Raw genomic sequence first — 25,587 nt, 5'->3', positions numbered from 1 at the left:
GCTCGTGCCAATGCCAAGCTCAAGCTTTGTTTTATCAGACTGATGCTTAAAAGACTAGCTGCCAGCTAAAAAAGATATCAAATGGGTTCTATAGACCAATGACTTCTTTGCCTTAAAGATCCCTCAAACAGTGTTGTTCTGCAAAGATGATCGCTCACTTCCACCGGGAACCTATCTCAAGATGGTACAAAGCCTTGGCACGTATGAGCTAATTGAATGCCCAGGAGGTCATGAAACGCTGTTCATTGATCCCAAAATTATTGCAGATGCACTGACAAAAATTACCACTAACCATACATTTCATGCGATCGCATAGTGTGCTAGCAAAGAGAGCATTCGAGAAATATCGTGAATGAATGTAGGGGTTTAACATTGCTCATTGGTGTCAACTTAAGCTAAAATGCATGTCCCACAGGCGTTTTACCCCCTTAATTCCCCCTTTGCGTCTAGATGAATTGCCCCTACGGTAAATCAAGGCTTTCACCGCCTTTTTGCGTAAGTCCTGTAAGAAAATCAAGTAACCTAAAAACCTTGTAGAGACATTTTTGTCGATTCTCAGGGAATTGAACGACAAGGTTATTGGACTTAGTATGTCAGCAATCTTTTTTGTATAACTGAATTTAGAAGCGATCGCCTTTATGATTACCTACTAGCCGATGGTGGTTTAAACCTCCGTCTCACAGCGCAAGTCTTCTGAAGATGCGATCGCCTTTTTATTACCTGGAATGGTAGAGGGCGATCGCTCTTTTGGATAAGTTGTGGTTGCGATCGCCTTTAAAACGGTATAAAAATAGCAAAGACTTACAAACCTACCTAACCGAAAATGCCTCGTTAAACCGCCGCGTCACAGGCTCAGTAATAAATGTCAAAATTGACTTTTTACGAGTGACAATTTCACCTGTAGCAGCCATCCCTGGTGTAAATTCTACTTCTTGACCCCGCACATTCACTGCGTGTTTATTTAGCTTAATTCTTGTAGGAAAAACTAAGCCTAATTCTTTATCAAGAATTGCATTCGGACTGACTTGCATGACTTCGCCTTCCACAGTGCCAAATTCCTGGAAGGGGAAAGTTGCCATTTTTACTTTTGCCCTCATTCCTTGACGAATAAACCCAATATCACGGTTGAGAACTTTCACCTCTAGGAGCATTTCTTCCCCTTCCGGCAAAATTGACAGCAATTCTTCACCTGATTGCACTGGACCCTTGGTGGCTTTAACTTTGTAAATCGTACCAGCAACGGGAGCCTCAACCGTTTCTAAAGCTTGCTGCTTCCTCGCCTGCTCTAATTGACCTTGAACGGTTGTCAGTTCTTCTTTACGCTTGTTGAACTGGGTCAAAATTTCACTTTGGCGTTCTGATGCTACACGCTGGGCCTGGCTGCGTGCAGTGTTATAAGCTTGTTCTCCTTGGTGAATTTCCTGGACTTGGGCAGCAATATCTTTTTCTAATGATGTGACTTTATCTTGAGCCTCTGTGATTTTATTCTGGGCGTTGGTCACTTCATCTTGCGCTCTGGTGATGTCTGTCTTTGCACGAGTTAATCTTTCTTGGGCATCTAGGTAATCGACACGAGGTACAGCACCATGAGTAATTAGAGTGCGTAGGCTTTTTTCCCTTTGTTGTGCAAGTGCCAAATTACTTTCAATTTTGATCCGAATGCTATCTGCGTTGACAAGGTTGGTTTTGGCATTGGTAGCGCTGCTTTTGGCATTAACTAAGTTGTCTTGCAACCGGCTCAAGCGGACTTTGGCTTGATCAATGATTGCTATTTGGCGATTTGCTTCTGCTTCTGCCCCTGTTTGACGCGCTTGGAAGTCTTGCAGGCGGGAGTTTAAAAGTTCATCTTGCAGTTTCGTCCCAGTGGTTTTGCCTCCGGTACGTTCTGCATCCAAACGTTGTAAATCGTCTTGAATCAATCTACTAGATTTGGCTAGGCGGGAAACATCGGTTATTTGCAAGTCTGGATCTTTTTGAATCAGAACTTCACCTTTAGTAACGTGATCGCCTTCTTGCACTTTAACAGCGACAATTGACCCTCCACCCAAAGATGTCACCGGTCTTACCTGTGTGGAAGCAATTAATTCCCCTGGTGCTGTTGCTACTTCATCTATTTGCGAGAAATACGCCCAGGCGATCGCCCCAAATACGATAACGCTCATCGTTCCGGCTAATAATCTAGTGTAGAGGGGTGGCAATTCCTGTACTGCCTTCCCCAATTCATAGGTGAGTTGTTCCTCTGGTTGGGCGAATCGCTCTTTTGTCTGACGAGCTTGAGCAGCATTTGCAGCTAGGGAAGATTTCATAGAATTTTGGATTTTAGATTTTGGATTTTAGATTATCGCTAATTTGGGGATTGGGTGTTGGATTTTAGGAAAACTCTTCCTAGTACAGCGGGCGCGTAAATAAACCTACCATTCAAAATCAACGAAACGCCTACGCTGTATTCATTTTGACTTTTGACTTTTGACTTTTGACTTCCGCCTTGCGGTACTAGTCCCCAAATCCCAATCTCCATTCAAACTGCTAAATAGCGCCGCAAAAAATTTTCTAATGTCTCCAATTTGAAGTTAAAAATCGCCTCTAAATTGGCAATTTCATCTTTTGTACAGAAAAATTCATTTGCTAGCAATGTGCGAAAAGTTCCCAAAGCTTTTTGGGTTTGGGGATTAAATAAACCCAATGCATTCTGTAACCCATCAATGATAAATAGTGGTGAGTTAATGATTACTGGCTCTTTGGTGAAGATCCGACCAAAAATCCGGGGAATATCTTCTCGTAATAAAATCTCTGGCCCTCCCACTGGTAAAATCTGGTTGCGAGCGCCTTTAACTGTCACAGAATCTACCACTATTCTTGCCAAATCATCGGTACTTACAATTGAGGTACGATTTTTGCGATCGCCAATCAGCAAATACAATCCCGTTTCCCGAAATCGTTCTACTAGTGGCAGCAAGTTAGATGCTAATCCAGCTGGGCGTAAAATTGTGTAATTTAAGCCACTAGCTGCCAAATATCGCTCTACTGCTCTTTTAGCTTTGAACACAGGAGCGTCTTCATATCCGCGATCGGCTCCCAATACAGAAATGAAGACAAAATGCTCTACACCATTGGCTTTTGCTTGGTCAATCAGTTCAATATTGGCGCGGTAATCTAAAGATAGGGCATCGCTATCAGAACCGTGGGCGCTGATAACATACTGGATATCCCGACTAGCTTTCTGGATATCTTTTTCCTCTAGCAAGTCACCGATGAAGATTTCTGCACCCCGGTGTTCTAACTCGCTGTAGCGCGAGTTAAGGCGGACAAATGCCCGCACAGACTGCTCTCGTTGCCGTAGGAGTCGCACAACTCTGCGACCAATTCCTCCCGTTGCTCCAGTTACCAGAAACATATAAATACCTAAATTGAATACTTTCAGCCTTTCTAGTTCTTGAAATGTTCGATATATGCTTAAAATCCATTAAGCAATACTTAAACAGTGTGAGCATATTTTTATACTTTTTACTATGCTCAAGATATCCTCACGCCAACTAAACCAATAGATCACACCTTATTTATCTTAATACTCTAAAAATGATCCCCCACATCCTTGTAGATGCAGGGGATAGGATAATGGGATTAGTTTTACTAGCTCAACAAGTCAATAGCTTGTTCAAGCGACATCTTAGCCTTGTGCAAGTTCAGCAGATTCTCTTGGTCGTATCGGTCAGGATAGCTCATTTTTCTGCCCTCTAAAGTTATCCGAATTAGTGCTGCTTGCTCATCTGTGGATGAATTCATCTCTTCTATAGCAGAACTGATTACCTGGATAGCGTTAAAGTTAGGGAATTTTAACCTTTTACCTTGCTTCATTTGTTGCAGCGCTAAAAGTGGAAATGCCATCAGAGTTACGATGTACGAGGTTTTGTATCCTGCATTAAGAGTTGGTTTGATGCCGTATCTATGACACAAGTCGCGTAATTCTTTAATAGTCTTGATTTCAAGTTCAGAACGCGTGAACATAAAATAGTAGTGTCCATTTTTGAAATTGGATATTGGTGGTTGTACTTCCGGCAAGTTGTAGCAACCACCAAAAACAATTTATTGTTTTGGCACCAAGTAAATCAAGCCTTGTTTATATTTCTAAATAATGCCTAATCCTAAAGGGAATCCACAAAATTTACAACCAATTAAATCAAATAGAGAAGAATCATTAACAGAAAGGATTAATCTACGCATTACCAAGACTATGAAGGAAGAACTATCCAGCAAGGATGATCCTCCAGAATTTTGCCGTCGTGCGATCGAGGAAGCATTAGATAAAGATAAAGAGAAGTAATCTCAAAGGGATAGTTGTCACGAGTGTGTGAATTACTGGAATGAATCAGCAATCAAGCATATTGAGATAGCACTATGCTTGATTGCTTGCGGAATACACCAAAAAAAGAAAGCAAACTGGGGTTTGAGAAAGTAAAAGCTTATTTTGCTTGCGGAATACACCAAAATGAGAAAGCAAACTGGGGTTTGAATAAGTAAAAGCTCATTTTGCTTGCGGAATACACTGAAATGAGAAAGCAAACTGGGGTTTGAATAAGTAAAAGCTCTTTTTGCTTGCGGAAAACACCAAAATGAGAAAGCAAACACAGCTTTTGAGTAAGTCAAATGTTATTTTGCTTATTAAATTCGACTCTAGGGACTCCCAAATAAAAAAACATTCAGTTACTTTTTATGGGGTGGGCGTCTCGCCCGCCCATAGCCAAAAGCTGTTAAGAGGATGTTTGAAAAGTCATAATTGGTGTATCAACGTTTTTTTACCCCACCCTAACCCTCCCCTTGTAAAGGGGAGGGAACTAGATTTTCCAGTTTCCCCCCTTGTAAAGGGGGGATTAAGGGGGGTAACAATACAATTAACATCATAGCCAATCACTTTTCAAACAACCTCTAAGATGACCACTCTACAAGATTGAATAATTTATTTGTTGGAAATTCCTTATTTATTTTTCCGATGTATTAACTAATAACTTAAGTAAGTAGGCAAGAATAAATCAAACTATATTACGTAATATAAAATTAATTAAAGCAGTAAGTATAATGCGTTGGCAATTATTGCTGGTATAGAAAAGTGGATGTGAGGAGACTTATAGATGAGTGACGAAAATCAGTATGATGTCTTCCTTTGCCACAATAGCAAAGACAAGCCTGAAGTTATAGAAATTGCTCATGAATTAATAAGACGAGAAATTAAACCTTGGCTAGATAGATGGGCACTTCGTCCTGGTTTAGCATGGCAGTCTTTACTAGAGGAACAAATAGAAAATATTAAATCAGCAGCAGTTTTTGTAGGTAGTAGTGGACTTGGCCCCTGGCAAAGTACAGAGATGAGAGCTTTTTTAAACGAATTTGTAGAGAGAGGCTGTCCCGTGATTCCCGTTTTGCTTAGAAATACACCACAGCAGCCTAAACTCCCAATTTTTCTTAGGGGTCATACGTGGGTTGACTTTCGGACAGATACTGAGGCTATGGAGAACTTAATTTGGGGTATTACTGGAAAACCGCCAGAGCGAAAACTAAAGCTACAGCCGGTAATTCAAGCCGATGACCTTAGTTCTGAGAAGGCAGTAAACTACACGCAATTGCGAGATTTGCTAGTAGCAGGCAAGTGGAAAGAAGCGGATGAGGAAACTTTAGCTGTTATGCTTAAGGCATCTAGCAGGGAAAAGGAAGGCTGGTTAAATGCCGAATCCATCAATAATTTTCCCTGTACTGACTTACGCACCATTGACCAACTTTGGGTAAAATATAGCAATGGGCGCTTTGGCTTTAGCGTTCAGAAGAAAATTTATCTCGAATGTGGTGGGAAGGCTGGCGGTGAATATTATGAAGAAGCCTGGGAAAAATTTGGCGATCGCGTAAGATGGAAAGTGAAAGGAAACTGGATAGAGAATGTAGCTTTTAACACTTCAGCACCAGAGGCACACCTTCCGTCTTACCTGGAGTCACCCAGAGGTCACTTTTTGGGACGTCACAGTAGTACTAAGTTATTACTACTCTTTTCTCGCGTCGAGACTTGTGAAGTGTAACATATAAGCACTTCAGATTTTTATAAATATTTGTAATAGGGTTGTTTTCTACGAGTTAATCAACATTTTAGAGATCCGGTGATAGCAATTAGCTTGAATAAACTTTTCTGCTACCTCCTGCACTTCAGTACTTTCTGACACCCTCTGCTTGTCCCAAGTAAACTCAACTGTCCTGGTGACTTTTTCGACTTAACTTTAATCTTCATTCCCGCTAACAGGCGACTCCCCCAGTGGTTTCTTTTCTCTGGCTTTGCCTGTGGTCGATATTTCTTGCAAAAGCCTCGGTATCTAGCAGCGGATTCATCCAAAGTTCTTCCCAATTGCAAAAAAGCCGGATGCCACGCCCTAGCGGGAAGTCAAAAATCAAAAGTCAAAAGTCAAAAGTTTATTTTCCTAGTTTTGCTTAAGTTGTTACGATTGGCCAGAGGCTAAAAAGGAGCCTGGTAAAAGTTTTCCCAATTTAAAATCCCCCCACATCTTTGTAGATGCAGAGGGAGTATTAACAATTCAAAATTGTTTCAGACGGGGATTTAAACGCTTTATGCAAACAGCCCACTTCAAAACTATTCAGAAGCTTTGTTATTAGCTCTATTAGCACGCGCCTCAGCCGAAGCCATCACCTCATCCATATTCTCTAGCACTTCGCCAGGAAAGTTTTCCAAAACTCTGGTAGAAAGAGCAACCCGCCCTTTACCCTCATCCAAGTCAATAATTACAGCTTTAATTGGCTGACCAACTTGAAATACCTTTTCTAAAGAATCAATGAATTTTTGGCTTACCTGCTTGATATGAAGCAAAGCCCCCATACCATTTAAATCGACAAACACACCAAAAGGTTTGATGCCAGTAACTTTGCCTTCCACCAATTGACCTAGTTCTAATAAGCTGAAGTTGCTAGAACGAGTTGCTAATCGCTGGGAAAGGATGAGTTTGTTGGTGTTTTTATTAATTTCCAAAAAGCCCACAGTCAGATTTTGACCTTTGAGGGCTTCTAAATTATCACGCTCGGCCAGGTGCGATCGCGGAATAAATCCGCGCAAAGAAAGAATATCGACGGTGACACCACCTTTATTCACACCCATAACCCGTACTTGCACAGTCTGGGCATTTTCCTGCATTTCGGCCAATCGTTCCCAGATGTGCTGAATTTCCAACTGCTTTCGAGAAAGGGTGACTTGACCTTCTGCATCCTGATCTCGGATAATCAAAAACTGCATATCCTCTTGCAATGGCAGCACCTCCGATAAATCGGTAACTGCTCTCAAAGAAGCCTCATCGCGCGGCAGAAAAGCTGACGACTTGCCACCAATATCGACATAGGCTCCATCATGGTCAAGTTGGAACACTTTGCCATGTACAACCTGTCCCTTTTGAAACTGGTAGTCGTGTTTTTCTAGTGCTTTGGCAAAATCGTCCATCGTAAATGACGAATTGGCTGTTTGAGAAAGTTTCGATTCGGAATTCATGACTTTTGAAGATTAATTGTTATTTGAGATGGTGCCACTGAAGTTTAGATTGTCATTTGTCATTTGTCCTTTGTTTGTGATTAGGCGATGTGGAACTTAATATTCTGACTTCTCTCCTAAAAGGAAAGAGGCTTTGAAATTTCCTCATTCCCTGCCTTCTCTTCTCTACGAGAGGCTGCGCCCTAAGCGTAGCTATGCCGCAGGCTTTACGAGACGTTTCACATAGCTTGCTTCTCCGTAGGAGTACAGCACGCTGCGCGAATATAGGGAAGGGAGCTGGGGGTTAGGTTTGAGTAAAAGTTGCACACAGCGTTGCGGTTATTACTAATGACAAATGACAAAAAACGAACTTGGCTGCGTATGCTTCAGTTTAGTTGACTAAACAGTTGTTTCACTTGCTCCCAAGCATCAGCCGCAGCTTTAGGATTATAACTGGCACGATGGTCACAGAAAAATCCGTGATCAGCTCCATCGTAGCGAAACAGATGATGAGGAATTTTATATTTTTCTAACTCTGCTTCAATTTCATCTACTTGTTCGGCTGGGATGCTAGCATCTTCTGCACCAAAGAAGGCATAAACAGTACCTGTTATTTCTCTGGTGCGAGTGACAGTGGGAGCGCCACCTCCTGGTGTGCGGGTGGTAATTCCAGCACCGTAGAAAGAAGCCGTAGCTTTAATATCTGGCAAGCTGGCTGCAAGATATGCAACGTGACCCCCAAAGCAGAAGCCAATACAGCCAAAACCATCTTTTTTCACTTCAGGCAGATTTTTAAGGTAGTCAATTGCTAGTTGAATATCGCTCAATAACTCTGATGCTTGAGTTTGCATGGCGTAGCCTCTGCCTGTTGCAATATCTTCGGGTGTGTATCCGGTTTCAAAGCCAGGGGCAATCCGTTGAAAAAGTGCCGGTGCGATCGCTACATACCCAAGTTTGGCAATCCGTTCTGTAACTTCCCGAATGTGAACGTTGACACCAAAAATTTCCTGTAATACCACGACTCCTGGGTAAGATCCAGATTCTTTTGGCTCTGCCAAATAAGCAGACACTTGAATATTATCTTGCAAAAGATTAACTGTTGTGGTAATTATTGCTTGCTCTGTCATAATAATTTTTACCAGTGCTATGTGATTAACCGTGTGTTTATTTGATATAACTATGCCAGTATGCCCAGGTTTTTTCTAATTAATTAAAGTATCAATTACCAATAATGAGCGCATTAGAAATTTCTCCTAGAAAAACTTCATGTATAAATAAAATATTTGACATGTAGCAAATGCAGATGGACAGCAAAAGCGTGCTGAGTTGGAAAGCAACACTTAATACTCAAAACTCAAAACTTAGATTTAGCACGGGCTAAACCATAGCTATCCGCTAACAGCACTTAGTATTCAGGAGGTTTGGTGATGATTCAATTCCGTATTCAGCCAGACAGCGAAATTCCCGCATCAACCCAGCTGTTTAATCAAATCCGATTTGCGATCGCTTCCCGGCAATATCCCCCTGCTTATAAATTGCCAAGTACACGGGCGCTGGCAATGCAAACGGGGTTACACCGTAATACCATTAGCAAAGTTTACCGTCAACTGGAGGAAGACGGATTTGTTGAAAGTATAGCTGGTTCGGGAATTTATGTTCGTCCCCAAGGTCATGAGGGCGGTAGTAGGCTGCAATCACCAATTCTCAAACAAAATCCTGATGCATATCAAGTTGTCCAGCAAGCACTTGACGAGCTGCTCTCTCAAGGATGTTCACTCAATCAAGCCAGGGAGCTATTTTTAGCGGAAATTGACTGGCGCTTGCGTTGTAGTGCGCGGGTACTAGTTGCAGTTCCATCTTATGACATGGGTGCTGGTGAGTTGATGGTGTATGAATTAGAGCGAGCTTTGAAAATACCAGTACAGTTAGTAGCAATGGAAGAATTAACAGCTGTGCTAGATAAAACTACCTCTGCAACAGTAGTCACAAGTCGGTATTTTATCAGTAATGTGGAAGCGATCGCAGCTCCAAAAGCTGCACGGGTGATTCCTCTAGATATTTACGACTACACCAAAGAACTCAACCTATTGAAAACTCTACCAAAAGAAAACTGTGTAGGCATCGTTAGCCTTAGTTCCGGGATTGCCCGTGCCGCAGAAGTCATCCTCCACGGTCTGCGGGGGGATGAACTACTAGTGATGACTTCACAACCAAAAGATGCCTATAAGCTTCAGGCTATGGTTAAACGGGCTGAGGTAATCATAAGTGATCAAGCCAGTTTTGCGGCAGTGCAAGCAGCCGTGCAAGCATGTGATGAAGATATTATTCGTCCACCGAAGCTGATTAAGGTTGAGAATTATATCGGCACTAACTCGATTAACTTGCTAAAACGAGAACTGGGTTTGGGTTAATTTCAAGATAATTCAACTTATATCTTTGAGAGCAACAGATACAGGAGGGATGGGACGGTGCAGATTGTGATTGTGGGCGCAGGTCCAACAGGTGTAACACTTGCCCTGCTCCTTGTAAAACGTGGTATTGCTGTAACGTTAATTGAAGCAGCAAAAGACTTCATCGGGTTTTTCGCGGCGAAGGATTAATGCCCAGTGGGTTAGATGCATTAGAGCAAATGGGTCTATCAGCGTTGTTGGAGCATATTCCCCATCGACAACTCGATGCGTGGGAATTTATTCTAGGGGAAAAGCAGTTGTTTCGAGTTGATGAACCAATGGGGGCAACCCGACCCTGTACACTAGTTTCACAACCACCGCTACTCAAAGCACTGATTTCGGAAGCTCAAACTAATGATGGGTTTGAATTTATCCAGGGTGTTCTTGTCAAGGATTTACTGTGGAGTAATCAACGTGTCGCAGGTGTAGTACTAAGCGATGGGAGAGAATTTGCTGCTGACCTAGTAATTGGGGCAGATGGTCGAAATTCTCTTGTGCGGCAACGTATAGGATTAGAATTAGTACGCCAGCCCAAAAATATTGATATTCTCTGGTTTAAGCTTGCCGCCAGCCCTGAGTTTGCAGCCGAAAATGTGTTTCGTACTATTTTAAATGGCGATCGCGTATTTAGCATCTTTCACGGAGCAGAGTCAGGAAAACTGCATCTGGCTTGGGTGATGTCCGCAACCGAAAACACTGACTCCAAACAAGCCAACTGGGCAGAGATTTTTGCCTCACTATCACCCTCATGGCTAGCAGAGCATTTTCGTAATCATGCAGATACCATCGAATCCCCCATTCGGCTTTCTGTTATGGTTGGTTATTGTCCGCAATGGCACGCACCAGGGGTATTGCTTCTGGGCGACGCTGCACACCCAATGTCTCCTGTCCGTGCTCAAGGAATTAATCTCGCATTGCGTGATGTGATTGTCGCTGCTAATCATCTTGTGCCACTGTTGCACAAAGAAACGGGACACCAGGATATTGACATGGCATTATCGCATATCCAAGCAGAACGTGAGCCAGAAATTATCCGCGCCCAGCAACTCCAGTTAGAGGAAGCTAAACAAGGCGAACTACTGCGAAAAAATGCACTGCTGCGTTCGCTGTTGATTCAACTTCTTCCCTTACTCCGTAAAACAATTCAAAAGTCTTGGTTAAAGCGACAATATAAAATGCGTCAAGGTATCACACAGGTACACTTAACTGTTTAAACAACCGCTATCAGTTATCCCACTTGTGATTTTGGTGTGTTAATTTGCAAAAACTCTTGTACTCGTTGCAAATAAGTTGGGGCATCTTCCAACATTGGGAAATGCGCTGTGTTGGGAATCATCACAAATTCCACTTTGTCATTCAGTGCCGCTGCTTTACGCCCCATCTCGGCCGGAATAATTTTGTCATACTCTCCTGCCACGAGCAGAGTCGGTACTTTCAGTTTGGCAAACTCAAGCGGCATCACTTCAGATTGAGCCTTACTAACGGAAGTAAAAATTGTCCCTAAAGCTGCATCATAATCTGCTTCGAGAAAATCTTGTAAAAAAGCTTGACGCTCAGAATGTGGTATCGAACTATACAAAAATCTCGCCATAAACATCCGGTCAACAAATGGAATTTTGCTTAACCACTTGGGACGGAATTTTACCACATAGCCACCGAATTTATGAAAGGCACTAAAAGATTTTTCGTCGTACTCAAAAATGCCGCTACAGGTTAAAATTCCTCGTTCCACTCTTTGGGGATAGCGATTAAAAAATAAAGTAGCAACAGAAGCGCCCATTGAATGAGCATTGATATAGACACGCTGAAGATGCAGGCCATCTAACAAAGCTGCCAAATCATCAGCGTATTCCTCTAATTCATAGGTTAATTCTTTAATAGCCTCTAATTCTTCCTGCGGGGACTCAGACTCAGCAACAGCTTCACTTGCTTTAGCTATGGTTGGTTTACCACGAGAACGGCCAAATCCCCGCAAATCATAGAGTAAACAATCAAAATGCTCCGATAAAGCATCAGCGGTATTTTGCCAATACCTAGCCGAACCAGCCCAACCGTGCATAAAAACCATCACTGGTTTTACCAAAGAACCAGATGTTTTTTTTACCCACTCGTAGTAATGCTCAACGCCACGAACATTAATATAAGGCATTTTTGAGAGTTAGAAGTTAAGAATTAGGAATTAGGAGTTAGGAGTTAAAAGTTAGAAGTTAGAAGTTAATTACTCATTCTCCACTCTTGACTCCTAACTTTACGAGCTAAACCATAGCTATCCACTAACAGCACTGATTTACGCTGATTCTGGTTTCGGTAGTGAAGATGGATGTATTATCAGTTCGGCAGTTGATCGCTTCTCGACCATTTCCCGTGTTACTGTACAGCGTGTCACATCCTTACGGGAAGGTAACTCGTACATTACATCCAGCATCAGTTCTTCGACAATGCCCCGCAGCGCTCTAGCACCAGTTTTACGGCGGTAAGCTTCTTGAGCGATCGCTCGCAAAGCATCCGATTTAAAATCTAACTGGACATTATCCATCTTCAGCAGCTTTTGGTACTGCTTCACTAAAGCGCTGCGTGGTTGAGTAAGAATCGCCATCAGCGCTTCTTCATCTAGCGGATCTACTACTGCTACCATTGGCACGCGCCCAATAAATTCTGGAATCATGCCAAATTTTACTAAATCATCCGGTTCTAGATTGCGGAGAGTATCTGCTGCTCGTTTTTCCTTAGATTGGCCTTCTCCCGGTTGCACAAAGCCTATTGCTTTTTTGCCAACTCTCTGATCCACAACCTTTTCTAAGCCCACGAAGGCACCACCACAGACGAACAAAATATTACTTGTATCAATCTGGATACAATCTTGATAGGGATGCTTACGCCCTCCTTGGGGTGGTACATTGGCGATCGTTCCCTCTAACATTTTCAACAAAGCTTGCTGCACGCCTTCGCCAGAAACATCGCGGGTAATTGACGGGTTCTCGCTCTTACGAGCAATTTTGTCAATTTCGTCAATGTAAATAATTCCTCGTTGCGCCTCCTCTATATCCAAATCTGCCACCTGTAACAGTCGCAGCAAGATATTTTCTACATCTTCTCCCACATACCCCGCTTCCGTCAGCGTCGTAGCATCGGCGACAGCAAAGGGTACATCCAGGATTTTTGCTAGGGTTTGCGCTAAGAGAGTTTTGCCGCAACCAGTCGGCCCAATTAACAAAATATTGGACTTTTGCAGTTCTATTGCATCATCCGCCCCAGCTTTGCCACTGGCTTTAGACTGAATAACCGCCAGCCGCTTGTAGTGATTGTAAACAGCTACTGACAGCACTTTCTTCGCTTCGTCTTGACCAATGACGTGTTCGTCTAGATACTTTTTAATCTCTCTTGGCTTGGGTATTTGATTAAACGAAATACTAGAAGAATGGGTACGCCGTTTTTGAGGTGGCTCTGCTCTTGGTGCTGGTTGTGCTGCCGCACCATTGGTATCGAGTAGCTCCTCGTCTAGTATTTCATTACACAAGTCAACGCATTCATCGCAGATGTAGACTCCCGGCCCCGCGATTAATTTACGCACCTGCTCTTGAGACTTGCCACAAAATGAACATTTTAAATGGGAGTCGTACTTAGACATACCAGCCTCTTATTTCAGAATGGTGACGTTTTCCCCTGCTATGGGAAGATTTTGCCTGGAAATGACCTGATCAATCAAACCGTAGTTTTTTGCTTCTTCTGCCGACATAAAAAAGTCGCGCTCAGTATCTGCTTCAATTCTTTCTAAGGGTTGACCAGTATGGTGAGCCATTAGCTGATTCAACTTAGCCTTAACGTAAAGAATTTCTCTGGCTTGAATTTCAATGTCAATGGCTTGACCTTGAGCACCACCAAGTGGTTGGTGAATCATAATTCGGGAGTCGGGCAGAGACATTCGCTTACCGGCAGCTCCTGCTGTCAACAAAAATGCCCCCATGCTCGCGGCTAATCCAAAACAGATGGTAACAACATCAGGGCGAATTTGCTGTATTGTATCATAGATTGCCATCCCTGCGTAGACGGAGCCGCCAGGAGAATTAACATACAGTTGGATGTCTTTTTCTGAGTCTTCGGCGTCTAGGAATAACAACTGAGCCACAATTGAGTTGGCTACGGCATCGTCTATTGGTGTTCCTAAAAAGATAATCCGCTCTCGCAGCAGGCGGGAGTAGATGTCGAAAGCCCTTTCTCCCATACCAGATTGTTCTATCACCATCGGCACGATGTTGCTAGGGCTGCTCAACTGGGAGTTAATGTTTATTCGACTTAAGTTGCTGATGGGGGAATTTCCCGACTGCGATTCAAGCATACAAGAAAATTTGACGATAATTTAGGACAAATGTTTCAGCAGCAGATGCTGCCTTTTCGACGAATGGAATTTTTATAAGCTACGTGTTAACCATTATGCCTCATATAATTTCCTCTCGTGTAACACAGTATCAAGCCCAGGCGAGAACAGGTGTCACTATTTGCCGAAAATTCATTAATTCTTTAATTATTTTGCTTTCATCCCTGATTTGTGAGGAGTTTAGAGTCAAGAGGCATTGGGCATTGGTTATTTCTCCCCCTGCTCCCTGCTCCCTGTGCTCCCTGCTCGCTCGCTTCCTCATCTCCTTTACCTTACCCATTTCACCAGTACTTTAACTCAGAACTGGTGAACTCATGGCTGTGGGGTTTTTAATTATCCTTCTGTGACTTCTGTTGAAGGTTCGCTGCTTTCTTCCTCTGTCTGAGGTGTATCAGCATCTGCATCTGCATCTGATTCTGCGGCTTCCGTTTCTTCTATGGGACTCAAAGAGCCTTCGGGTACAAGTTCAACTGAGGAATGTTCTAAGAGCCAATCGATGGTTTTTTCGGTTAACAGTTCGTTTTCCACGATTGAGCGCAGTTTATCTTCATCAACGTCCTGCTCCTCCGGGTACTGCTCCAAAAGTTCTGTGACTCTGGCTGCGATTTCTTCTGATGTTACCTCGATAGATTCGCGTTTACCGACTTCCCGCAAGGACAAAGAGCGTTTGATGCGTTCAATGGCCTCAGTGCGCGATCGCTCTCGCAATTGAGGAATAATATCTTGAGTAAACAACTTTTTCACATCCAATCCCTGCTGAGACAAGCGCATTGCTGTTTGCGTTAGCATTGCATCCACTTCTTGCTCAATCAAGGTTGCTGGTAAGTCAACTTCTACGTGCTTGAGCAGTTCCGTTAACAAGGCTTCCTGCTTATTTGTTTTTGTTTTGTCGTCCGCCTCTTTTTGATATCGCTCTACCAAAGAAGCGCGTAACTCCTCTAAGGTTTCAAAATCGCTGATTTCTTGGGCGAAATCGTCATTTACTTCTGGTAGCTCCTTTTCCTTCACTTCTTTGAGCGTCACGGTGAAAGTTGCCGCTTTTCCAGCTAAATCTTCATTAGCATACGGATCTGGGAACTGCGCCGCAATTTCTTTGGTTTCTTCCGGATTCATCCCCACTATTCCCGAAATAAAACCTGGAATAAACTTATCTTCCTGCAACTCAACTTGAAAATCAGTTGCTTCGGCTCCGGGAATAGGTTCTGGTTCGGCTGTTTCGTCTTCGCCCTCGACTTTGGAGAATACACCTTTAAAATCGACTACGGCGATATCACCGATTTGGGCCGCACGTCCTTCCACAGGAATCAGTGTCGCTAATTCTTGACGTTCCTTATCCAGCGTGTTTTCCACTTGTTCTGGCTCGTACTTGACTTCTTCAGCTTGGAAAAGCAAATCCGTGTACTGCACTAGATTCACTTCTGGTTCTACATCCACAGTAGCTGAAATCGTCAGAGGTTTTCCAGGTTCATAATTCTTAATCAAATCCTCAAAGGAGGAGCGCAATTGCGGCTGACCTATTGCCGGGATAGCTTCTTGTTTGACTGCTTGCTCAATGCCATCTTGAATTAGTTCTTCCAGCGCTGCTGCTTTGATACGAGTTGTACCCAGCCTTTGTAGTAATATCGGCCGAGGTACCTTGCCTTTACGAAACCCAGGAATATTGGCAGTACTCGCTAAGTTTTTAATGACCTGTTCGTAAGTTTGCTTGGTAATTTCCGGCGTAATCTCTATTTCCAGGCCAATTTGGCTGGCGGGAAGTTTTTCCTGGGTGACTTTCATGCTTCGTCTCTAGTTTTCTGGTATTTTATACTCCGAGTACACACAAGACGCAATAATAATTGTTCGCGTTTATGGCTTGATGTCTCTTAAGAGCAATGGGAGGTTGCCACAAGGCTTTATCACATCCAAGGATAGATGTTTGTCCTGGGGCAAAGATCCAGTTTACTGCCAATGACCAAGGACTTGACATTTTACCTTTATAACAACTAGTTAATGGGGCATTGGGCATTGGGAAGAGATAAGGGAGAGACTTCTTCAATGATTCTTTTTTGTCTCCTTGTCCTACTCCCCACTCCCTTTAAACTTAGAAATTAATTATTCAGCGGGCTAATGCCGTGATATCCTGGTTCTCAGCGAGTGGTTAGTACCCCCAAGTTAAAGTTATAGTATTGAGTCTAGCTATTATTAAGTTGTGGTATGAGAGCGCATCTGTTGCCTAGCCGCATAGCTCATTTTTATACTGTGCTGGTTTTATGCATTTCCAGCTTAGTATATTCATCATCTTGGTAAGCAACTTTGCAGCCAAGACGTTTGTTACCCTTACAGGTGGGATGCCTGTTAAACGTCTAAGTGCAGATATGTCCATTTTTCTGCTAAATGGCGGTTTGTTGTATAATAATATATAGTTTAAATCGATGGAAAAATTGGATAGCCATTGTTGTAAAATGCAACATCACTTAACTTAATTAAACAGCGAAGAAAATAAATGTATTTAGATATATAGAGCAACTAAGTTAGTAAGTGAAAAATTTAAACTTATTCAAAATGTATTTCAAGATTGCGATCGCTATTTAACATAGAAGTAAATTGTCAATTGTTCCAATAAATTGCAGATAAATCTCTTAAAGGAGGAAGCAAGTTTGTCTAAATCCTATCGTTTAGCTATTTTGGGAGCAACTGGTGCAGTTGGCACAGAATTGCTGGAATTATTAGAAAGTCGTAATTTTCCTCTTGCTAACCTGAAGTTATTGGCATCAGAACGCAGTGTCGGGCGATCGCTACGGTTTAAAGGGGAAAATTTACCAGTAGAGCCAGTGAGCGATCGCGCCTTTGAAAATGTCGATATAGTATTGGCTAGTGCAGGTGGTTCCACATCCAAAAATTGGGCAGCAGTTGCTGTCGAAAAAGGCGCAGTGGTAATTGATAACTCCAGTGCCTTTCGGATGAACCCGGAAGTTCCCTTAGTCGTACCAGAGGTGAATCCACTAGCCGCAGCTAATCACCAAGGCATAATTGCCAATCCTAACTGCACAACAATTTTAATGACTTTGGTAGTATGGCCATTGCATAAAATTAAACCAGTGCAACGCATCGTCGCCTCAACCTATCAATCTGCTAGTGGTGCTGGTGCTCGAGCAATGGCAGAAGTCAAAACCCAAACAAGCGCTATACTACAAGGACAAACACCAGTTGCTGAAATATTGCCTTACCCATTGGCATTCAATTTATTCCCGCATAACTCACCATTAAACGATTTGGGTTATTGTGAGGAAGAAATGAAAATGGTCAACGAAACCCGAAAAATATTTGGCACGCAGCAAATCAGAATTACTGCGACTTGTATACGGGTTCCCGTACTCCGCGCTCACTCAGAAGCCATTAATTTAGAATTTGAGACTCCCTTTAGTGCAAAGGAAGCCAGAGAAATTTTAAATTGCTCCCCCGGAGTGAAATTGGTAGAAGATTGGGGAACTAATCATTTTCCGATGCCAATTGAAGCAACGGGTCGAGATGAAGTTTTAGTGGGAAGAATTCGTCAGGATATTTCTCATCCTTGTGGCTTGGAATTATGGTTATGTGGCGACCAAATCCGCAAAGGCGCAGCATTGAATGCAGTACAAATCGCCGAGTTGCTGGTAGAAAAGAATCTACTCAAATTCTCAAAGGCATATGTTTCCAGCTAGTCAAGGGCGGAGCATCTCCGCCTCCAGTCAAGGATAAAAATTAATTATTTTAAACTTTGGACTTTAGAAAAAGAGCAAATGCGCGAATCACTATTGAAAGGAATTTGCAAATAGGTTATTACAAGAGAAAACCACCGAGATAGAAAAACATGGGTAATCAGGAGTGAAAAAAGGGTGGGAGATTTTGGCAATGTTTTAACCGCTATGATTACGCCGTTTAAAGCAGACGGTAGTGTGAACTATGATGTAGCGGCAGAACTGGCAGCGCATCTAGCTAACAACGGTACAGATACATTGGTGATGTGCGGCACAACAGGAGAATCCCCGACGCTAAGTTGGGATGAGGAATACCAGTTGTTTGTCGAGGTGTTGCAGTCCGTGGCCGGAAAAGCCAAGGTGATTGCAGGTTGTGGTTCAAATTCCACCAAAGAAGCGATCGCAGCCACCCAAAAAGCGTCTAAAATAGGAGTACATGGTTCCTTACAAGTTGTTCCTTATTACAACAAACCGCCACAAGCGGGATTGGAAGCACACTTTCAGGCGATAGCACAAGCTTGTCCCGACCTACCATTGTTGTTATACAATGTCCCCAGTCGTACCGGACAAAACCTTCAGCCAGAAACAGTTGCCCGGTTAGCTGAGGTTAGCAATATTGTCGGGATTAAAGAATCCACTGGTAATATAGATCAGGCAAGCGAAATTCGTCGCTTGACACCAAAAGAATTCCATATCTATTCTGGTGATGATTACATGACTTTGCCCTTGTTAGCGATCGGGGCAAAGGGTGTGGTGAGTGTGGCTTCTCATCTGGTAGGAAACCAACTACAGCAGATGATCCAAGCTTTTAGTGCAGGGAAAATTGAAGTAGCCAGCGAGATTCATCTCCAACTGTTCCCGTTGTTTAAAGCTCTATTTCTCACTTCAAATCCCATTCCAGTGAAAAAAGCACTGAAACTTCAAGGTTGGGAGGTTGGTTCAACTCGTCCGCCGCTATGTGAAGCTGATTTAGAAGTCAGTCAAAAGTTAGAAGCGGTTCTGAAAGAACTTAGTTTAATCTAGCCACCACCTGGTTAAGCGCTGGTAATCTGCTCCTTACCAAAGATACATATAAACAATGACCAGAATTGTTCATAAGTTGCAATTTAAAAACCTGTGCTAGGACTGATAGATATACTATAAATCCTTCAGCGTAGTATCCATTTTATTGAATAAAAAATTGAAGATATCAATTAAAACTTGATTGCTTTGAAACTAACTTAAGAGACAAATGATGTTGTCTTAAATACAAGGAAAGTTAACTATCAACTTAATTAACCACAAGTAACAATCTAAGGAGAAAATGGCTAAAAACGAAGCTAATAATTCCGCCTTGAAAATTATTCCTTTGGGCGGTTTGCATGAAATTGGGAAAAATACCTGTCTTTTCGAGTACGACGATGAAATTATCCTGTTAGATGCAGGATTGGCTTTTCCCACAGAGGCGATGCATGGAGTAAATATTGTTTTGCCAGATACGACCTATCTGCGGGAAAATCGCCACAAAATTAAAGGAATGATCGTTACTCATGGTCATGAAGACCATATCGGCGGGATTGCTTTTCATCTCAAACAATTTGATATCCCCGTGATTTATGGGCCTAGACTAGCAATGGCAATGCTAGAGGGAAAATTGGAAGAAGCGGGAGTGCGCGATCACACAGAAATCAGAACTGTTCTACCCCGTGATGTTGTGCGGATTGGCAAAAACTTTTTAGTGGAATATATCCGCAACACCCACTCCATTGCTGATAGTTTTACTGTTGCCATTCATACTCCCCTTGGTGTAGTCATTCACACAGGGGATTTTAAAATTGACCACACCCCAGTGGATGGTGAAAAGTTTGACTTGCAACGCCTAGCAGAACATGGTGAAAAAGGCGTTCTTTGCTTACTGAGTGATTCCACTAACTCCGAAGTACCAGGATTTACACCTTCAGAACGTTCAGTTTATCCCAATCTGGAGAGAGTATTTAGTCAAGCTACTGGGCGATTATTTGTCACTACCTTTGCTTCCAGCGTGCATCGGATCAACATGATTTTGGATATCGCCAAGAAGCAGAACCGTGTAGTGACTGTTGTGGGGCGTTCCATGCTGAATTTGATTGCTCATGCCCGCAATTTAGGTTACATCAAGTGTGAAGATAATCTGCTGCAACCATTGCACGCAGTCCGCAATCTCCCTGACGAAAAAGTTTTAGTCTTAACTACAGGTTCTCAGGGTGAATTGATGGCAGCAATGACCCGCATTGCCAATAAAGAACATCCTCACATTAAAATCCGCGAAGGAGATACGGTAGTATTCTCTGCTAACCCAATTCCCGGAAATACGATCGCTGTAGTCAACACCATCGATAAATTGATGATTCAGGGGGCGAAAGTGGTCTATGGTCGGGATAAAGGAATTCACGTCTCCGGTCATGGCTGTCAGGAAGAGCAAAAGCTGATGATTGCCTTAACTCGACCTAAGTTCTTTGTACCATTTCACGGCGAACATCGGATGCTGGTGAAGCACGCAGAAACAGCTCAGAGTATGGGTATTCCCGCCGAAAACATGATCATTATCCAGAATGGTGATGTTGTCGAACTGACTGAAGATGCCATTCGCGTCGCTGGTAAAGTGCCATCTGGTATCGAATTGGTGGATACTACTAGTTCGGGTATGGTAAGTGCCAAAGTGCTGCAAGAACGGCAACGCATGGCTTCAGAAGGCATTATTACGATCGCAGCTGCCATTGATTGGAATGGTAAACTGTTGGCAAAACCAGAAGTTCACCTCCGGGGTGTAGTGACAAGTGTAGAGCGATCGCTGCTACAAACCTGGGTAAAACAAAGGATTGAAGAAATCCTGACTGTGCGCTGGTCAGAATTTGCTGCTGGGGAAGGTGAAGCAGCAGATATAGACTGGGGTGGATTGCAAGGTACTTTAGAACGAGAATTGCAACGTTCCATCCGTCGGGAATTGCAATGTCAGCCATCTGTGACTTTATTGATGCAAATTCCAGATGAGCCACCTGTGAAAGTTGCTGACGGGAGAAGACGGCGGACTAGGACTGCTGCTCAAGTAGCATCGTAGGGAATTAAGGTAAAAATCTCACGGCAAAGCGCAGAGACGTAGAGTTTTTCTAACGTCTTTGCGCTTTGGCTTGAAATACAGTTTCTGATCATGGGTATAGAAGCCGCAGTGGTTTGTATTTGCTTATAGTTATAGTTATTAGAGGCGATCGCTATGACTAAAACACCAGTAAAAATCAGTACTCTTGAAGAATACATCAATTTTGATGATGGCACAGACAAGCGCTATGAACTTGAGGATGGGGTGCTGCTAGAAATGCCTCCTGGTACTGGCAAGCATGAGGCGATTATCACTTTACTGTTAGTTCGCTTCTTTTTAGAAATTCAAAAAATGGGACTGCCTTTACAACCGCGTCCTAACGGTACAGAAGTGCTGACCAATAGACAACCCAGGCGACCTGATATTTGTGTGATTACTAACCAACAGGCACAAAGTATTGAGAGTACTTCGGCTATCCTTAAAACTGCTCCACCCCTATTAGTTGAGGTGGTAAGTCCTGAATCTGTTGACCGGGACTATAACCAAAAAACCTCTGAGTATGCAGCTATTGGTGTGGTCGAGTATTGGATTGTTGACCCCTTAAAAAATAAGGTGACGGTGTGTTTGCTAGACCACGGTAGTTACAAACAAACTGTGTTTATTGGAAACCAGCGGATTATTTCTCAAACATTCGCAGAACTAACCCTGACAGCCCAGCAAGTGCTTTCAGCTTAAGGATGTTTGTGAAACAAAAAATACTAATTGCATTCGCTTAAATCTTGCAATGTTTAACTCGGTAGAGCGATCTAACTTGTTAGGTTGTTATCGCCTCAAGCAACTCCAACCAATATCTCCTCATTTTTCTCGGCTGCTAAAAGATATAAATCTCTCCACCGCTCGAAGTCGTCAAGATACGATTCATCCCTTGCAAACAGTGTTTCAGGAGCAATCTGTCGAAAAATGCTGGCTCCTTCACTGACTAGCTGACGGGATATAAGTCCCAATGACTCCTCTGTTGACAACAGAGTTGGAGCAAGAGTTTGATCTCCGAACATGAGCTTTTCAACAATCTCATCGGCATTCGCAACCTTTCTTCTCGATAGCTCCTGCGACAAACGTTTCTCGATCTCAGCAGATGATTTTTCTAGTAATGCTGTTCTATCTTCAATCCCTGGATAGGCTTGACGAGTAAGCCTTAACTCAGACCGCAATTCAGCGATTACCCAATCTGCTTCTAGCTCAGATCCAAAAGTCTCTTGGTGTGTTTCGATAACATCTTCAAGGATTTCATTAATCTCTTCAGGCTCAATCTCAAAAAAGCGGAAAATACCGCAACCATAGGGAAAAAGAGAAACTACAAGGATGCTGAGTGCCTTTTCACGTTGAAGGCGTGCGTACAGCGTACTGCCAGGAGGAATTGCGCTGTAGAGTACAGAAACACCCATAAGCAAGCTCATCTGATTTTAACGCTTCAGACTATATCATTCTAAAATCCCCACTGCCAACCTAAGTTTTGTGAAATGCAATCGATTCTACTCGATCAAAAATCACCACTTCTACGGCATTCAACTAGCAATGAACAGGACGCTCTAACCTGGAGAAGCGAGAATACGGAGAGGAAAAACGCCTACTAGGGTATAACTGATATTTATACTTAGCAAAAATACTTCCAGGAAGACCTTGTATTAAGGTTTGTAAATGTTACACTAAAACCTATCTAATGACAGATGTCTTTACTAAAATTTAAAATACATCAAGTTATGAACAAGATCGTAATATTACACTACCGATCCCCAGAAATATGCGATTAACTTGACGTAGTAATAAATTAAGTTCTGACTTAAGTGCCTAATTAGGTATTACATTATATCGCAGTCAGGACGCGATTCTTCCGGGAAAGTTTGTTGCGACGTTGTATATATTCATCAAAAAGATGAATAGCCTCAAGAACACAGAGGATTAACCATGAAGGTATTCGACAATACCACAAAAAAGATTTTTCTGGCAAGCTGGGTATCAATCAATCAAGCAGAGACTAGTGACCATAAAGTAACCCCGCTAAACCGTTCTGTTTCCAAACCTTACTGGAATATTCTCCAACCCCTACGGCAGCGGGTAGATAGCATCCAAGTTCGCGATCGCCAACTAGCTCACCGCTTGTGTAAACTGATTCCATCTCAGTGTCCCTTTGAACGAGATGTCAAATTATTTGGGAAAACGCTGTTTCACATTCCGCCCATGTGCAAGCTCAACCCCTTATATGACGAAGTGGTTGGTTTACGTTTCCGAGCACTGTGCTATCTAGCCGACGATTGTGGCGAAGATGTGTCGCAGTACTGCTAATACAGAGTGCTGAGTGCTGTTAGCGGATAGCTATGGTTTAGCCCGTGCTGAGGAAAAAGTTACGAGTGAGGAGTGAGGAATTAAAAATAAAACTCCTAACTCCTAACTCCTAACTCCTAACTATTTTTTTTAACTATTTTTTTTGCCATTTTTGGATAGCATCCTGAGCATCTTCGTAAGCGCCTGTCTCCTCTGGCACTAAAGCAGCGGTCGCAATTGCGGTATTGCGTTCTCCTTCGGCGGCGCGACGCTTGGCCAAATCTAAAATTTTTTCACTCCATTTATTGATCGATTTTTCGGCAGTATCGAAGCCTGGTTGACCTGCTGGTACTTTCTTGGCAACTTCGATCGCACGATTGTAGGTAGATGCCTGTCCGGACTTAATTAAGGCATTAGCTGCATCTAAAAGAGTTTTGTTACTCACATACTGCTTCCCCTCTAGCCGCCACAGGTTCATTGCTGCTTGTGCTTTGGCATAAAGCGGCTCCTGTTTAGTGATTAATCGGGCGGCAGCAATGGCGCTAGCATACTGTCTTTGTTTAGCACGACCCTCTGCTAAATCTAAAATCATCCGGCTCCAAATCTTAATATTCTCCTGAGCTTGTTCGTACAGTGGTTCACCGGGTTTAATTTTCCAGGCTGTAGTGATCGCCAAGCTCAAATCGCTAGCCTGAGTTTGTCTAAGCGACATTTTCGCCAAGTCTAATACTGCTTGATTCTGGTTTTTCGACTCGGAATTAGAGGCTATTTGAGCGCTAGATTGGTTTTTAAGTCTAACTGGTGGAGTGGGATCGTTTGGTAAATTCTGCACAACCTTGGGGTTGCTAGCTGTAGCATTAGGTGATGTGCTTGATATTTGCTTTATTCTAAAAGTTTCTTGATTACGAAGAAAAACTACGGCGATTAAACCTGCTACCAGCAGGCTGCCTCCGCCCCACAAGATAAATTGTTTCCAAAAAGGGATGCTTGGCTGATTCGATGGCAATCGAGAGACGTAGCCTTGGGAGGAATTGGGGATAAATCTTCCTCTGGTGTTCACTCCCAAGGAAGTTTCTGGCATTGGCTGGGAAACTAAACCAGTAGCCGACTCCTGAACTTTTTGACCCTTAGACTTCTCGACCTTGTGAGTCTTCACCTGTTGGGAGGAGTTTACAGTAGCTTCTCCCCATCTACCCCGATCTGCTGAAGTTCTAGGGAAATCGTCGAGGGGTGGGGCCGCAAGGGCAACAGCAAAGGATTCTTCCGGATAAATCACCGGATTTGCTTGAAAGTCGCTTTCCATTGCCAATTTGGGCAAGATTACTTGCTGCCTTGATGGGATGATAATGGCAGGGTTTTGGACAGGACGCCAGTGGTGTTGACATAATTTTGGCATGAGCAGACTCAGGTAGCTTTCTAAATCTGCTAAGTTGCTGCCATTACCAGAACGCAAAGCTTCTAACAAAGCTGCTGTAAAGAATCCGTGACCTAGTTCGCTACTTTCGTGGGAGAACTGCTCTGGTTGACAAGAAAGAATTGTAGCGAGTTGTAGTTCTTGAGCTAGTTCTATTGTTTCTTCGCCAACGGGAGCATCTGCTTGGGTGCCAAAAGCGCGGTTTATATCGAGTATTAGCAATACATTAACCTCAGCAAATTGCAGACTTTGCATTAGCGATCGCAATTCGATGCCAGTCTCTTGCACGAGTTCGGGGTTGCCCTCTGCTGGCATTAAGTAATCTTTGCCTTTGTAATTAACTCCATAACCGCTAAAGAAGAACCACAAATAGTCTTCCGGTTGCCAACTTGCTGCTAAATCCTCAAGCAGCAGCAGAATATTCTCTTTAATCGGATAGGTGGATCTATTCCCAATCGGTGGCGAAGTATCTGTCATGACTAGACAGTGTTTGGGGACAAAACCTGCCTCTGTCGCCAAAAATTCCTCTAGTGCCTCAGCATCTGCTTGGGCACAACTTAAAGGTTGAAATAACTGATATTGATTGATGCCAATCGCGATCGCCCAGTAATTTGCCATCCCGCTCTTTGTCAGTTATTGTTTGCTGGTCTTAAAATTGCAGTTGGCTTTGCCCAAAAAACAAAGCTAACCTATGTCTTATAGTCTAGGTGATTCTCATCGAATCTTCAGTTAGAATGTAATTTTT

The 25,587-nt window shown here is 43.0% G+C and carries 20 protein-coding genes and 1 pseudogene; 10 read left to right on the top strand and 11 right to left on the bottom strand.

The features are described 5' to 3' along the window. Window positions 1–130: 130 nt before the first annotated feature. Complete coding sequence (locus V7K48_RS00770) at window positions 131–316, top strand: hypothetical protein (RefSeq protein WP_335068668.1); 186 nt, start codon at window positions 131–133, stop codon at window positions 314–316. A gap of 493 nt (window positions 317–809) precedes the next feature. Here the strand turns inward: V7K48_RS00770 and V7K48_RS00765 are convergent, their stop codons facing one another. The 3 genes from V7K48_RS00765 to V7K48_RS00755 form a co-directional block, all read right to left on the bottom strand. After that, window positions 810–2,306 (bottom strand): HlyD family efflux transporter periplasmic adaptor subunit, encoded by a 1,497-nt coding sequence (locus V7K48_RS00765; protein ID WP_335068666.1) that lies wholly within the window; start codon window positions 2,304–2,306, stop codon window positions 810–812. A gap of 212 nt (window positions 2,307–2,518) precedes the next feature. Further along, the gene (locus V7K48_RS00760; protein WP_335068664.1) at window positions 2,519–3,394 is read right to left on the bottom strand and encodes an SDR family oxidoreductase; all 876 of its coding nucleotides are present in this window, start codon (window positions 3,392–3,394) and stop codon (window positions 2,519–2,521) included. Between the two features lie 236 nt (window positions 3,395–3,630). Continuing rightward, window positions 3,631–4,005, bottom strand: a complete 375-nt coding sequence (locus V7K48_RS00755) for a hypothetical protein (protein ID WP_335068662.1) — start codon at window positions 4,003–4,005, stop codon at window positions 3,631–3,633. 127 nt (window positions 4,006–4,132) lie between these two features. On the opposite strand from V7K48_RS00755, the gene V7K48_RS00750 reads away from it, so the two are divergent. Continuing rightward, a complete protein-coding gene (locus tag V7K48_RS00750) occupies window positions 4,133–4,321 on the top strand; it encodes a hypothetical protein (RefSeq protein WP_298911527.1) in 189 nt (62 codons plus the stop codon). Between the two features lie 805 nt (window positions 4,322–5,126). Continuing rightward, a complete protein-coding gene (locus tag V7K48_RS00745) occupies window positions 5,127–6,062 on the top strand; it encodes a GUN4 domain-containing protein (protein ID WP_335068659.1) in 936 nt (311 codons plus the stop codon). A gap of 563 nt (window positions 6,063–6,625) precedes the next feature. Here the strand turns inward: V7K48_RS00745 and V7K48_RS00740 are convergent. Together V7K48_RS00740 and V7K48_RS00735 are read right to left on the bottom strand one after the other, a co-directional pair. After that, window positions 6,626–7,528, bottom strand: coding sequence for a S1 RNA-binding domain-containing protein (locus V7K48_RS00740; RefSeq protein ID WP_335040728.1), 903 nt, complete (start codon window positions 7,526–7,528; stop codon window positions 6,626–6,628). A 365-nt stretch (window positions 7,529–7,893) separates the two neighbouring features. Beyond that, a complete protein-coding gene (locus V7K48_RS00735; protein WP_335068657.1) occupies window positions 7,894–8,634 on the bottom strand; it encodes a dienelactone hydrolase family protein in 741 nt (246 codons plus the stop codon). Between the two features lie 300 nt (window positions 8,635–8,934). Between V7K48_RS00735 and V7K48_RS00730 the strand changes: the two genes are divergently transcribed. Together V7K48_RS00730 and V7K48_RS00720 are read left to right on the top strand one after the other, a co-directional pair. Beyond that, window positions 8,935–9,918, top strand: a complete 984-nt coding sequence (locus V7K48_RS00730; RefSeq protein WP_335068655.1) for a GntR family transcriptional regulator — start codon at window positions 8,935–8,937, stop codon at window positions 9,916–9,918. Between the two features lie 57 nt (window positions 9,919–9,975). Next, window positions 9,976–10,883: pseudogene (locus tag V7K48_RS00720) on the top strand (FAD-dependent monooxygenase); the annotation flags it as partial. Between the two features lie 302 nt (window positions 10,884–11,185). On the opposite strand, the gene V7K48_RS00715 reads toward V7K48_RS00720, so the two are convergent. The 4 genes from V7K48_RS00715 to tig form a co-directional block, all read right to left on the bottom strand. Continuing rightward, the gene (locus tag V7K48_RS00715; protein ID WP_335068649.1) at window positions 11,186–12,106 is read right to left on the bottom strand and encodes an alpha/beta fold hydrolase; all 921 of its coding nucleotides are present in this window, start codon (window positions 12,104–12,106) and stop codon (window positions 11,186–11,188) included. Window positions 12,107–12,244: 138 nt separating this feature from the next. Then, the gene (gene clpX, locus V7K48_RS00710) at window positions 12,245–13,585 is read right to left on the bottom strand and encodes an ATP-dependent protease ATP-binding subunit ClpX (protein ID WP_334973358.1); all 1,341 of its coding nucleotides are present in this window, start codon (window positions 13,583–13,585) and stop codon (window positions 12,245–12,247) included. A gap of 9 nt (window positions 13,586–13,594) precedes the next feature. Next, window positions 13,595–14,293, bottom strand: coding sequence for an ATP-dependent Clp endopeptidase proteolytic subunit ClpP (clpP, locus tag V7K48_RS00705; protein ID WP_335068647.1), 699 nt, complete (start codon window positions 14,291–14,293; stop codon window positions 13,595–13,597). A gap of 372 nt (window positions 14,294–14,665) precedes the next feature. Beyond that, window positions 14,666–16,111: a trigger factor gene (tig, locus tag V7K48_RS00700; RefSeq protein ID WP_335068645.1), complete on the bottom strand. Its 1,446-nt coding sequence runs from the start codon at window positions 16,109–16,111 to the stop codon at window positions 14,666–14,668. 860 nt (window positions 16,112–16,971) lie between these two features. On the opposite strand from tig, the gene V7K48_RS00695 reads away from it, so the two are divergent. The 4 genes from V7K48_RS00695 to V7K48_RS00680 all read left to right on the top strand — a co-directional run bounded on the left by V7K48_RS00695 (window position 16,972) and on the right by V7K48_RS00680 (window position 21,841). Beyond that, on the top strand, window positions 16,972–18,015 hold the full coding sequence (locus V7K48_RS00695) for an aspartate-semialdehyde dehydrogenase (protein ID WP_335068642.1): 1,044 nt from the start codon (window positions 16,972–16,974) through the stop codon (window positions 18,013–18,015). A 174-nt stretch (window positions 18,016–18,189) separates the two neighbouring features. Next, window positions 18,190–19,074, top strand: coding sequence for a 4-hydroxy-tetrahydrodipicolinate synthase (dapA, locus tag V7K48_RS00690; RefSeq protein WP_334973366.1), 885 nt, complete (start codon window positions 18,190–18,192; stop codon window positions 19,072–19,074). A gap of 280 nt (window positions 19,075–19,354) precedes the next feature. Continuing rightward, on the top strand, window positions 19,355–21,127 hold the full coding sequence (locus tag V7K48_RS00685; protein WP_335068640.1) for a ribonuclease J: 1,773 nt from the start codon (window positions 19,355–19,357) through the stop codon (window positions 21,125–21,127). Between the two features lie 153 nt (window positions 21,128–21,280). Next, a complete protein-coding gene (locus tag V7K48_RS00680; RefSeq protein WP_335068638.1) occupies window positions 21,281–21,841 on the top strand; it encodes a Uma2 family endonuclease in 561 nt (186 codons plus the stop codon). A gap of 95 nt (window positions 21,842–21,936) precedes the next feature. Here the strand turns inward: V7K48_RS00680 and V7K48_RS00675 are convergent, their stop codons facing one another. Beyond that, window positions 21,937–22,551, bottom strand: coding sequence for a hypothetical protein (locus tag V7K48_RS00675; RefSeq protein ID WP_335068637.1), 615 nt, complete (start codon window positions 22,549–22,551; stop codon window positions 21,937–21,939). Window positions 22,552–23,071: 520 nt separating this feature from the next. On the opposite strand from V7K48_RS00675, the gene V7K48_RS00670 reads away from it, so the two are divergent. Next, window positions 23,072–23,449, top strand: coding sequence for a Mo-dependent nitrogenase C-terminal domain-containing protein (locus V7K48_RS00670; protein ID WP_334973375.1), 378 nt, complete (start codon window positions 23,072–23,074; stop codon window positions 23,447–23,449). Between the two features lie 133 nt (window positions 23,450–23,582). On the opposite strand, the gene V7K48_RS00665 is transcribed toward V7K48_RS00670, so the two are convergent. Next, on the bottom strand, window positions 23,583–25,460 hold the full coding sequence (locus V7K48_RS00665; RefSeq protein ID WP_335068635.1) for a caspase family protein: 1,878 nt from the start codon (window positions 25,458–25,460) through the stop codon (window positions 23,583–23,585). Window positions 25,461–25,587: the final 127 nt, after the last annotated feature.

Source organism: Nostoc sp. (genome assembly GCF_036919615.1).
GTDB lineage: Bacteria > Cyanobacteriota > Cyanobacteriia > Cyanobacteriales > Nostocaceae > Nostoc.
This window is presented reverse-complemented; position numbering and strand designations above follow the sequence as displayed.